Origin of the sequence: Empedobacter sp. 225-1 (assembly GCF_030328185.1) — a bacterium.
In the GTDB taxonomy this organism is placed as follows: domain Bacteria; phylum Bacteroidota; class Bacteroidia; order Flavobacteriales; family Weeksellaceae; genus Empedobacter; species Empedobacter stercoris.
Genome location: NZ_JACALO010000055.1, coordinates 1 through 12,291, shown reverse-complemented (window position 1 = coordinate 12,291; position 12,291 = coordinate 1). Strand labels below are relative to the sequence as shown.

The 12,291-nt window shown below is 31.8% G+C and carries 12 protein-coding genes; 8 read left to right on the top strand and 4 right to left on the bottom strand.

Going from position 1 to position 12,291, the window contains the following annotated elements:
* Window positions 1-111: 111 nt before the first annotated feature.
* Window positions 112-1,308, bottom strand: coding sequence for a tetratricopeptide repeat protein (locus HX088_RS12955; RefSeq protein WP_286484364.1), 1,197 nt, complete (start codon window positions 1,306-1,308; stop codon window positions 112-114).
* 3 nt (window positions 1,309-1,311) lie between these two features.
* A complete protein-coding gene (gyrA, locus tag HX088_RS12950; RefSeq protein WP_284583284.1) occupies window positions 1,312-3,885 on the bottom strand; it encodes a DNA gyrase subunit A in 2,574 nt (857 codons plus the stop codon).
* Window positions 3,886-4,248: 363 nt separating this feature from the next.
* On the opposite strand from gyrA, the gene rpmH reads away from it, so the two are divergent.
* From rpmH to HX088_RS12930, 4 genes are all read left to right on the top strand, one after another.
* Entirely contained in the window at window positions 4,249-4,407 is a 159-nt protein-coding gene (gene rpmH, locus HX088_RS12945; protein ID WP_019974979.1) for a 50S ribosomal protein L34, read from the top strand.
* Window positions 4,408-4,489: 82 nt separating this feature from the next.
* Window positions 4,490-5,182 carry a cell division ATP-binding protein FtsE gene (locus HX088_RS12940; RefSeq protein WP_171623222.1) on the top strand — a complete coding sequence of 231 codons (693 nt, stop codon included), beginning with the start codon at window positions 4,490-4,492 and terminating at the stop codon, window positions 5,180-5,182.
* Window positions 5,183-5,261: 79 nt separating this feature from the next.
* The gene (locus HX088_RS12935) at window positions 5,262-6,377 is read left to right on the top strand and encodes a P-loop NTPase family protein (RefSeq protein ID WP_260542171.1); all 1,116 of its coding nucleotides are present in this window, start codon (window positions 5,262-5,264) and stop codon (window positions 6,375-6,377) included.
* 24 nt (window positions 6,378-6,401) lie between these two features.
* Window positions 6,402-7,223 (top strand): 2OG-Fe(II) oxygenase, encoded by an 822-nt coding sequence (locus HX088_RS12930; RefSeq protein ID WP_286484363.1) that lies wholly within the window; start codon window positions 6,402-6,404, stop codon window positions 7,221-7,223.
* A 15-nt stretch (window positions 7,224-7,238) separates the two neighbouring features.
* Here the strand turns inward: HX088_RS12930 and HX088_RS12925 are convergent, their stop codons facing one another.
* Together HX088_RS12925 and HX088_RS12920 are read right to left on the bottom strand one after the other, a co-directional pair.
* Window positions 7,239-8,357, bottom strand: a complete 1,119-nt coding sequence (locus HX088_RS12925; protein WP_286484362.1) for a glycosyltransferase — start codon at window positions 8,355-8,357, stop codon at window positions 7,239-7,241.
* 18 nt (window positions 8,358-8,375) lie between these two features.
* Window positions 8,376-8,609 carry a uroporphyrinogen decarboxylase gene (locus tag HX088_RS12920; protein ID WP_171623226.1) on the bottom strand — a complete coding sequence of 78 codons (234 nt, stop codon included), beginning with the start codon at window positions 8,607-8,609 and terminating at the stop codon, window positions 8,376-8,378.
* Between the two features lie 76 nt (window positions 8,610-8,685).
* Here HX088_RS12920 and kdsA point away from each other — a divergent pair, with 76 nt between their 5' ends.
* From kdsA to HX088_RS12900, 4 genes are all read left to right on the top strand, one after another.
* Entirely contained in the window at window positions 8,686-9,495 is an 810-nt protein-coding gene (kdsA, locus tag HX088_RS12915) for a 3-deoxy-8-phosphooctulonate synthase (protein WP_171623227.1), read from the top strand.
* 73 nt (window positions 9,496-9,568) lie between these two features.
* Window positions 9,569-10,930, top strand: a complete 1,362-nt coding sequence (gene hemN, locus HX088_RS12910; RefSeq protein WP_286484361.1) for an oxygen-independent coproporphyrinogen III oxidase — start codon at window positions 9,569-9,571, stop codon at window positions 10,928-10,930.
* Between the two features lie 60 nt (window positions 10,931-10,990).
* Window positions 10,991-11,527 carry a hypoxanthine phosphoribosyltransferase gene (gene hpt, locus HX088_RS12905; protein ID WP_171623229.1) on the top strand — a complete coding sequence of 179 codons (537 nt, stop codon included), beginning with the start codon at window positions 10,991-10,993 and terminating at the stop codon, window positions 11,525-11,527.
* 5 nt (window positions 11,528-11,532) lie between these two features.
* On the top strand, window positions 11,533-12,111 hold the full coding sequence (locus HX088_RS12900) for an adenylate kinase (protein ID WP_171623230.1): 579 nt from the start codon (window positions 11,533-11,535) through the stop codon (window positions 12,109-12,111).
* The last annotated feature ends 180 nt before the right edge of the window (window positions 12,112-12,291 follow it).

Here is a 12,291-nt window from a genome sequence, read left to right as displayed (position 1 = left end):
ATGCTACACCATATTTTACTTTTCTTGTCATAAAAAATGCCCCCAAAAGTGTCTAACTTTTTGGGGGCAGTGTATTTGAAGTCCTTTTTTATTGTTATATAATTGTGAGAATTATTTTAAAGTTTTTTTCTCAGCTTCACGATAGAAAGTTTCTTTCTGATCGTTTCCTAATGTTTTGTATGCTTGAATTAAGTTACGAATAACCAAACGATTTTCTGGTTGAATTTCGTACATTTTTTCAAGATAAGGAACTGCTTCTGTAAACAAAGCTTTACGTTTTGTTTCGTTTGCATTGTAAATTTCCTTCTCTTTTTTTGATGTTCCTAAATTGTTGTTCATCGCTTCAACAATTTCTTTGTCTGCTTGTAAAATAGCTAACACTAAATTGTTATAAGATTCGAAATGTTTTGGGTTTAACTCAATCGATTTTTGGAACATTTTTTTAGCCTCTTCTGTTTTAGATTTATCATCTAAATATAAAACGCCTAAGTTGTAATAGTTTTGCGCATCATTTGGATTAATTTTAATCGCTTCTTCGATACGTTTTAACATTTTGTCAGAATTTCCAGATACTTGGTAGATTGCAGTCGCAATGGTGTTGATGTCAGCATCAGTAGGGTATTTATCAATAGCTTCTTCTACAATTGCATCGTGTTTTTTTGCATTGTATAAACCATTAAGAGCTAAAATATACATATCACGGTTGTAATCTTTTGTTTGATTAGCCGATTTACCTGTGAATCCTTTTGCAGCTAATTCTTTCAAAATTGTTAATGATTTGTCATAATCATTTGCATTGTAAAAACAGATTGCAGCTTGGTATTTATATATATCTTCTTTTGTACCTAAAGCTTCAACTAAATTATAAACGTTCAAGAATTTTGTTCCTGCTTCTGTGTATTGTTTAGCATCCATTGCTTTGTTAGCAGCGTCTAATTCTTTGTTCGCTAAAGTAGAAACTTCTGATTGCAATAAGAAACCATATTTTGGTTGTAATGCAACTTCTTTTGCTTTTGCATAATTACCAGCTGCAGTTGCTTTATCTAAATCAGCTTGAGAATAGTAAAACTCATCTTTTTTAGTGTCTTTATTTTTGACTTGCCAAACTTTGCCGTTTTCGTATTTAGATAATTTTGCTAAATCTTGACTTGCTTTTGTAACGTCACCTTTTGCTAAGTTTTCTTTTGCTAATTTATTGTATTTTTCAGCTAAAACTGTAGGTTCTGTTGTTAATTCTTCTGAGTTTGTTTGAGCAAATGATGTTGATATTGCTAAAACTAAACTTAAACTAAATAATAATTTTTTCATTGATTATTCATTATTTGGATCCTCAGCAGGTGTTTCATTTGCTTGAGTTTCGTTGTTTTCGTTTGTATTTTCTACAATAATTGGATTTCCTTCTTCATCATGTTCCACTTCGTTTTCCAATTCTTCTTCAACTTGCACTTTTGCAATAGCTGCAATTTCATCGTTCTTTTTCAGGTTAATCAATCGAACACCTTGCGTTGCGCGACCCATTACACGAATTTCATCTAAACCTGTTCTAATTGCAACTCCAGATTTATTGATAATCATTAAATCATCTTCATCTGTAACCGCTTCAATTGCGATTAATTTACCTGTTTTGTCAGTGATATTTAAAGTTGTGACACCTTTTCCACCACGATTTGTTTCGCGGTAATCTTCTATAGATGAGCGTTTTCCATAACCTTGTTCAGAAACGACTAATACAGTCTCTTTTTCTATATCAGTTACAACAATCATTCCGACAACTTCATTATCAGGTTGATCACCTAAGTTAATTCCACGAACACCTGAAGCAGTACGACCCATTGGACGAACTTTTTCATCTTCGAAACGAATTGCTTTACCATATTTAGAAGCGATCATAATTTGGGATTTACCATTTGTTAATAATGCTTCTAATAATGTATCACCTTCACGAACTGTAATTGCGTTAATACCATTTGTACGTGGACGAGAATAAGCTTCTAAAGATGTTTTCTTGATGATACCATTTTTAGTTACCATAATTACGTAATTATTATTTACGTATTCTTCGTTCATTAAGTCGTGTGTTAAGATGTAGGCTTTTACTTTGTCATCTGGTTCGATGTTGATTAAGTTTTGTATGGCTCTACCTTTAGATGTTTTAGAACCTTCTGGAATTTCATATACACGCATCCAAAAACATTTACCTTTTTCTGTAAAGAATAACATGTATTGGTGGTTAGATGCTGAAACCATATATTCTAAGAAATCTTCGTCACGAGTTGTGGCAGCTCTGTTACCAACTCCTCCGCGAGATTGTTTGCGGTATTCTGAAAGTGGTGTACGTTTGATGTAACCCATGTGAGAAATTGTTAAAACAACTTGTTCATCAGGAATTAAATCTTCTATATTTAAATCACCACCTGCATAATCAATCTCTGTACGACGTTCATCACCATATTTTTTACGAACTTCTAATAATTCGTCTTTGATAATTTGCATTCGTAAATCTTCGTTTGCTAAAATATCTTTTAAGTGATTAATCATTTTCATGATTTCTTCGTACTCTTCACGAATCTTATCAATCTCAAGACCAGTTAATGTACGTAAACGTAAATCTAAGATGGCACGTGCCTGAATTTCTGATAACTCAAAAGCTTCCATTAATCCTGTACGAGCATCCTCTGGTGTTGCAGATTCGCGAATAATTTTAATTGCACGGTCCAAATCATCTTGTGTTCCGATTACTTTCATGTAACCTTCTAAGATGTGTGCTCTTTCTTGTGCTTTTCTTAATTCGTATTCAGTACGACGAATAACAACTTCGTGACGGTGTTCTACGAAATGATAAATCATATCTTTCAAGTTCAATTGCTCTGGTCTTCCATTTACCAAGGCAATATTGTTTACACTGAAAGATGATTGTAATTGAGTGAATTTAAATAATTTATTTAAAACTACGTTAGGAACTGCGTCCATTTTTAAGACATAAACGATACGCATACCTTTACGGTCAGATTCGTCACGAATCTCAGAAATACCATCTAATTTACCGTCTTTTACCAACTCAGCAGTTTTTGCAATCATGTCTGCTTTGTTAACTTGGTAAGGAATTTCTGTTACGATAATACAATCGCGCCCATGTACTTCTTCGAAATTAGTTTTTGCACGTAAAACAACACGTCCACGTCCAGTTTCGAAGGCTTGTTTTACTCCGTCGTAACCATAAATAGTACCTCCAGTTGGGAAGTCTGGTGCTTTGATATATTGTGTTAATTCGTCAATTGTAATTTCACGATTATCAATATAAGCGATAGTTCCGTCAATAACTTCTGTTAAGTTGTGCGGAGCCATATTTGTAGCCATACCAACTGCAATACCAGATGCACCATTCACTAATAGGTTAGGAACACGTGTTGGTAAAACCGTAGGTTCTTGGATTGTATCGTCGAAGTTTAGTTGAAAATCAACTGTTTCTTTATCTAAATCAGCTAATAATTCGTCTGATATTTTTTGAAGTCTTGCTTCAGTATAACGCATTGCAGCGGGTGGATCTCCATCTACAGAACCGTAGTTACCTTGTCCGTCAACTAGTAAGTAACGCAAAGACCAAGGTTGTGCCATACGTACCATAGTGTCGTAAACAGAAAGGTCGCCATGTGGGTGAAATTTACCTAAAACTTCCCCTACAATACGTGCCGACTTTTTGTAAGAACGATTAGAAAAAACACCTAATTCATACATTCCGAATAATACTCTACGGTGTACAGGTTTTAAACCATCACGCACATCCGGAAGCGCACGAGATACGATTACCGACATCGAATAATCGATGTAAGCGGATTTCATTTCATCCTCAATGTTAATTGGGATTAGTCTTTCTCCTTCAGTCATATTGTTTTGTTATATAAGGTGGCTAATATACGAATTTTAAGCAAAAAAAAGACTGCTAAAAACAAGATATTTGATGTTTTATGAAACTTTTAAGGATTCATTTTACATCGTTCCGAAAATTGGTTGATTTGATTAAGTGAAACAAAATGTTGATAAGTTTTAATTGTTATTGTTTTAATTTTCTCTTGCTTAACAAAAAAATGTTTTTATATTTGCACTTCGAAAATTACAAAGTGTAGAACGGAACGCGGTTTACTATTAATTCAGCTTTTTTGTAATTTTCTATCATTTTGATTTTTGAATTAATAATATTAACTGTATATTTGCAACCCATTCGAGTAATGGATTAGAAACTTAGTAAAGATGAGTAAGAGAACATTTCAACCAAGTAACAGAAAAAAAAGAAACAAACACGGATTCCGTGAGCGTATGGCTTCTAAAAACGGGCGCAAAGTATTAGCTGCTCGTAGAAAGAAAGGAAGAAAAGCATTAACTGTTAGTGAAGTAAGAGCTAAAAGATAATCGCTACAATTCATAAAAAATAAGCTTGAAGGTCGTTCTTTCAAGCTTTTTTTTTACATTTGTTTTAAAGACTGTAATAAGTATGGAAGCTAAAAATGTAATTGAGTTAAGTCAATCATCTATATATCAAAGAAATCATTTAGTATTATCGGACGTTAATTTTACACTAAACGAAGGTGAATTTGTTTATCTAATCGGGAAAACGGGAAGTGGAAAAAGTAGTTTGTTAAAAGTACTTTATGGTGATTTACCACTACAATCAGGGCAAGGAGCTGTGGTTGGAATGGATTTGAAATCATTAAAAACAAGTAAAATTCCAGACCTTAGAAGGCATTTAGGGATTGTCTTTCAGGATTTCCAATTATTAACAGACCGTACAGTTGAACAAAATTTAATCTTTGTTTTGAAGGCTACAGGTTGGAAAGATAAAGCGACAATTGATAAACGTATCGATGAGGTTTTAGATGCAGTAGGTATGTTGTCTAAAAAGAAAATGATGCCATTCCGTCTTTCAGGTGGTGAGCAGCAGCGTGTTTCTATTGCTCGTGCTTTGTTGAATCATCCAGAATTGATTTTAGCTGATGAGCCGACAGGAAACTTAGATCCAGAAACTTCAAATGACATAATGGATTTGTTGTTATCTGTGTCAAAACAAAATAATTGTGCAGTTTTAATGGCTACACATGATTACGAAATTATTCGTCGTTATCCTGCTCGTAAAGTACGTTGTGAAGACGGAAAATTATTTGAGGTTACTGAAGCAATCACAGAATAAAAATTTATATACAATATAATTTTAAAGAAAGAGTTTACTTAGTTGTAGACTCTTTTTTTTTATATATTAAACTAATAAAATGTTTAGAGATAAACCATTACATTTTGTAAGCATGGACACGCCTTTTCCTCCAAGTTATGGAGGAGTGATAGACGTGTTTTTTAAATTACAGGCTTTTCATCAATTAGGGGTAAAAGTGTATTTACATGTTTTTGGATTTAAAGAAAATAAAGAGAGTGGTTTAGAAAAGTATGCTGAAAAAGTCTACTATTATCCTATCAAGCAAAATCCTTTTTTGGTTTTTAATAAATCTCCATTTTCAGTTTGTTCAAGAAATGGAAATAAATTATTTGAAAATATAACCAAAATTGACGCACCAATTTTTTTTGAAAGCCTTAAAACGACAGATATTATTCGAAAATTTAATTTATCAAATCAAAAAAAATATTTAAGATTACATAATATTGAGCAAAATTATTTTGAAGGTTTAGCTTTAAGTGAAACAAATATTTTTAAGAGAGTGATGTATTACTTAGAAGCTAAAAAGTACATTAAATATGAGCCGATTATGAGTCATTTTGATCAAATTTTCACGTTGTCTAATTATGAACAAGATTATATATATCAAACGTTTTCTAAAGGTAAATTTATACCTGTTTTTCATGGGAATAATACCTTTTTTAATTTAAAAGGTTGTGGTCATTATGCCTTGTATCATGGGGATTTAAGAGCAGCAGATAACCGTAGAGCTGTAGAATTTTTGATTGATGTTTTTAACGATATAGATTATCCTTTAATCATCGCTTCAAGTTCTAAACAAGCATGGGTTGAAGATAAAATAGTTGGTAGAAAGAATATTAAATTTATTTACTTAGAAGATTTTAAACATCTGTTAACGTTGTTTAAAAATGCTCAAATGAATATTAGTTGGTCTTTTCAGCAGTCTGGAACGAAATTGAAAGTTGTAAATGCATTATTTAATAGTCGATATTCTATTATTAATGACAATGTGATAGATGACGATCATATTCGTCAATTATGTATTGAAGTTAAGAATAAAAAGGAGCTTATTGAACAAATTAATTTATTGAAAAATAAACCATTTATTGCTTCAGAAACTTACAAATCTATTTTAGAAACTTATTTAAATGACAGAATGAATGCAAAAAATATTTTAAACGAAATTTTTTCTTAAATTTAAATACAATTAACAACGAATATGCGCAGAGAAAATTTTGCAGATTTAATTTTACAAAAAATTAAAGACCAAAAAGACACTATAAAACAGCAATATCATACTTCTAAAAATAAAATTGGATATTTTTGGATAGATGATTTATTGCCAAAAGATTTAGCATTGGAAATTAATGAAAACTTTCCTTCTAAAGATGAAATGGTTTTGAAAAAAAGTTTGAAAGAAGATAAATATATCGCTGTTCAAATGAACCAATATCATCCTATTTTGGAAGAGATTATTTATGCTTTTCAAGACGAAAGAATTGTGAGTTTGATTGCAGAAATATGTGATATAAAGCAACCTATTCCAGATTCTTCTTTGTATGCTGGCGGATTGTCGATGATGGGGAATAAACAATTTTTACAACCACATTTAGATAATTCTCATGATGCAAAAAGAGAATTATGGCGCGTATTAAATTTATTGTATTATGTGACACCAGATTGGAGAGAAGAATATGGAGGAAATTTAGAAATTTGGCCAAATGGGTTGAAGAATGAGCAGATTACAATTTTTAGTAAATTCAATCGATTAGCTGTAATGGCGACGCATAACGAATCGTTGCATTCGGTTTCACCAATAAAATATGAAGGGTTTAGAAAATGTGTGTCGAATTATTATTTTTCGAAAGAACCTTTAAGAGAAACAGATTCGTTTCATGTTACATCTTTTAGAGGGCGTCCTGAACAAAAAGTGTTGGATCAAGTTTTACAAGTTGATAATGCGTTGAGAATGGGGGTTAGAAAGGTTTTTAAGAAAGGAGTAGTCGAAAATCCGCATGTATATAAAAAAGAAAAAGAATAGGTTAAGGAGATTAACCTATTTTTTTATTTGTTCAAAAATTGCTTTCAGTTTTATTTCTTCGTTTTCCCAACAAAGTTCTTTTGCAGCTTTTGCAAGATTTTCTTGGTAACTTCGTTTTCCTTCGTTTAAGATCTCTTGTAATGTTTCGGCCAAATGTTTTGGTTCATGGTTTATAATCACTTTACCTACGTTGTATTCTTCTACCATTTTTTTTATCTCTGGTAAATTTGTCGCTAAAATAGGAACTCTTGCTTGAATAAAGTCAAATAGTTTATTCGGTAGAGCATAGCGATAGCTTAAACCCAAATCTTCTTCCAAACTCATTCCTACATCAGCTAAAGGTGTTATGGTTTTTAAAGTTTTTGGGGGAATATTTCCTAAAAAATGAATGCGATTTGTAAGGTTTAAATTTTTTACCAATTGCTCGTATTCTGCTTTTTTTGGACCTTCTCCAGCAATCCAAAATTGACAATTTTCGACATACTTAAATGCTTCAATCATTTTATCGATTCCTCGACTCATATTGATTGCACCTTGATACATTAAAATTTTGTCATTCGTTGGATTTTCGGGTAAGCGAAAGAAAATAAAATCTTGTTTATCATTCAGTTTTGTTCGATTGGGAACATTTCTAATCACAACCGGATTAGCGCCATATTCTTTATGAAACCAATTAACATATCCATCACTAACGGTGTAAAAATGATTGATTTTTGGAAGTAAGAATTGTTCTAAAGTTTTCCATATTTTTTTTGTTTTTGGACGATTCTGAAGTGATGGTAACTCTGAAAAAATCTCATGACTATCAAAAACTAAAGGTCTATTTTTGATTTTGCTGACCAAGTAAAAAGGGAATAAACTGTCCAAATCATTCGCTAATAAAATGGTCTTTTTATCTGTTTTTTTTAATAAAGTAAAAAATAATTTCCAATTAAATTCGGCATACATTTTCATCGTTGATTGATTATTCATCTCAATCAAATGCGTTTTGTATGGTTTATTCAAATTTGGCTTTCCTTTTAATGTTGCGCCAATTAATTCTACATCATATCCAAATTTCAATAAAGAATGACAAACTTTATCTAATCGTTGATCCGTTTCAATATTATTTAATACTGCAGAAAGAATTTTCAATGTTGTGGTTTTTAAAGGTTATTTTCCAGGTTTAAAAGCAATATAATAAGCCTGTACTAAAAATAATAACGCATTCGGAATAAGAACTGGCCAAGCCTCAATCATTGCAGCATAAATTACAAAACATATACACCCTATTGCATTGATAATACGAATGGTTGTGATTTTTGAAAAAAAGAATGCTAGTACAATAAAGACTGAAGCTAAATAGCCAAAAATATCAGCTATACCAATGTTAGATAAAAAATCCATAAAATGATAAATAAGAATGATAAAGTATAGGCAAAATTATGAAAAATAAGTCGATAACTTTGTGTAAATTTGCACAATGATAGAAACTTTATCAAAGATAAAACACAAAGATTCGCCAAATTTCTTTTTACTTGCTGGTCCATGTGCCATCGAGAATGAGGATATGGCTTTGAGAATTGCTGAAAAAGTAATTAACATTACTGATAAATTAGAGATTCCTTATGTTTTTAAAGGATCTTTCAGAAAAGCAAACCGTTCTCGTATTGATAGTTTTACAGGAATTGGAGATGAAAAAGCATTGAAGATTATTCAAAAAGTAGGCGAAACATTTGATGTTCCTACAACAACGGATATTCATGAACCTTTTCATGCAGAAATGGCTGCAGCTTATGTAGATGTTTTACAAATTCCTGCTTTTTTGGTTCGTCAAACGGACTTAGTTGTTGCTGCAGCAAAAACAGGGAAGCATGTTACGCTGAAAAAAGGACAATTTCTTTCGCCAGAAGCAATGAAATTTCCTGTTGAAAAAGTGACAGATTCAGGTAACAATAATGTAGCTATAATCGAACGAGGAACAATGTTAGGTTATGGTGATTTAGTGGTGGATTATCGTGGAATTCCTGTGATGCAAAACTATGCGCCAGTTATTTTAGATATCACGCATTCATTACAACAACCAAATCAAGCTTCGGGTGTTACAGGAGGAAAACCAGAGTTAATCGAAACGATTGCAAAAGCTGGAATTGCTGTAGGTGCTGACGGTATTTTTATCGAAACGCATCAAGATCCTAAAAATGCAAAAAGTGACGGAGCAAATATGTTACAATTAGATTTGTTAGAAGGATTATTAACGAAATTAGTTAGAGTTCGTCAAGCAATTCTTTAATTTTTTTTTTAGAATTCAATAATATTAAATAATACTTAATCAACTTGATTAAGTATTTTTAATTTTTTTAGATATGAATAATTTAATCCAAAAATACAATATTCCAGGACCTCGTTACACAAGTTATCCTACAGTTCCATTTTGGGACAATAATGGATTTACAAAACAAGGATGGGTGGAAACTTTCCAACGATCTTTTGATGAAAGTAATGCAGAAGAAGGTATATCAATTTATATTCACTTACCTTATTGTGAGTCTTTGTGTACATTTTGTGCATGTAACAAACGTATTACTAAACAACATTCGGTAGAAATTCCTTATATTGATACAGTTTTGAAAGAATGGAAATTGTATGTAGATTTATTTTCATCTCGACCAAAAATTAAGGAAATTCATTTAGGAGGAGGAACACCAACTTTTTTCTCTTCAGAAAATTTGAAGAAATTAATTGATGGTATTTTTGAATATGCGGATGCTGCCGAAGGACACGAATTTAGTTTAGAAGGACATCCGAATAACACAACAAAAGAACATTTACAAGTATTATACGATTTAGGCTTTAGACGTATTTCGTATGGTGTACAAGACTATGATCTTAAAGTTCAGAAAGCGATTAATCGTGTTCAACCTTTCGAAAATGTGAAAAGAGCAACAGAAGAAGCGCGTGAAATTGGTTTTTCATCGATTTCTCATGATTTGATTTTTGGGCTTCCTCATCAAACAATGGAAGGAATGTTAGAGACGATTAATTTGACAAAACAACTTAATCCAGATCGTATTTCTTTTTATAGTTATGCACATGTACCATGGATAAAAGGAGTTGGACAACGTGGTTTTCATGAAGAAGATTTACCTACGCCAGAATTGAAACGTGCTTTGTACGAAGAAGGAAAAAAAATGTTCGAAGAAATGAATTATTTCGAAATAGGAATGGATCACTTTGCATTAGAACACGATTCGATGTATCAATCGATGAAGGAGCATACATTACACCGTAATTTTATGGGATATTCTTCTTCGAAAACACAATTAATGGTAGGCTTAGGAGTTTCTTCTATTAGCGATTCTTGGTATAGTTTCGCACAAAATGAAAAAACAGTAGAAGAGTACGAAAAATCAATCCATAACGGAGAATTATCCGTTTTCAAAGGTCATATTTTATCAGAAGAAGATTTAATTATGCGTCGTCATATTCTAAATTTAATGTGTAATTTAGAAACTTCTTGGGCTGATGAAAGTATGAGATTTGATGATGTAGAGCGAATTAAAACGATGTTACAAGGCATGGTAGACGATAATTTGATTGAATTTGTAGAAAATGGTTTAATCGTGAAAGAACAAGGACGTCCATTTGTTCGAAATGTATGTATGACATTCGATAAGAGAATGATAGATAACGAGCCTGAAACACGTATTTTCTCAATGACAATCTAATAAAATAGATAAATGTTTTAAACTTTATCAAAAAAAGTATATATTTGAATATCTCAAACAATGAAAGAAATAGAAATTCACGGTAAAAAATTTATTCCGTACATCGCATTTGAAGAAATAGAACACGCCATCAAAAATATGGCAAACGAAGTTTATGAAGAATACAAAGACGAAAGGCCGATTTTTGTCGGAGTTTTAAACGGAGTTGTCATGTTCTTTAGCGATTTCTTAAAACAATATCAAGGAGAATGTGAGATTTCTTTCTTGAAGTTAAAATCTTACGAAGGAACAGAATCAACAGGAAAAGTTCAAATTGAGATGGATATTCCGATGAGTGTTGAAGGACGTCATGTAATTATTTTAGAAGATATTGTAGATACAGGTAATACGTTAGTAGAATTGCACCGTATCCTGAAAGAGAAAAAGGTGAAGTCTTTGAAAGTAGCTACTTTATTATTTAAACCAGATGCTTACAAAAAAGAGTTGAAAGTAGATTTAGTAGGAATTTCTATTCCTGACAAATTTGTAGTAGGTTATGGATTAGATTTTGACGGATTAGGAAGAAATTTACCAGATATTTATCAAATAAAACATTAAACAACATGCTAAACATTGTATTGTTCGGACCTCCTGGCAGTGGTAAAGGAACACAAGCTAAATTTTTAGAAGAAAAATACCAAACTCCTCAAATTTCTACAGGAGACTTGTTCCGTTTCAACTTAAAAAATGAAACAGAATTAGGTGCACTTGTAAAATCTTACATGGACAAGGGGCAGTTAGTTCCAGACGAGGTGACAACAAATATGTTGGTTGATCATTTAGACAATAATCCAAATGAACAAGGATATATTTTTGATGGATATCCACGTACTACGTCACAAGCAGAGGCTTTAGATAAAATCCTTGCTGATAAATATAACAACGAAGTTTCGATTACATTGGCATTAGTTGTCGATGACGAAATTTTAGTAGAACGTTTATTAGAGCGCGGAAAAACATCTGGACGTGCAGATGATGTAGACGAAAAAATTATTCGTGATCGTATTACTGAGTATTACCAAAAAACTGCAATTGTAGCTGAACACTACAAAGCACAAGGAAAATGGGTTGAGATTGATGGAGTAGGTTCTATTGAAGATATTACTGAAAAGTTAAACGCAGCAATTAAAGAAGTTTTGTAAGAACAACTTTATATAGAAATAAAAAGGATTCTCGATATACACTGCCCCCAAAAAGTTAGACACTTTTGGGGGCATTTTTTATAACAAGAAAAGTAAAATATGATGTAGCATTTAAGTTACGCTGTGTGAAAGAAGTTTTAGAAAAACATCGAACAATACGTTCAATTAGTAAAAAAGAAA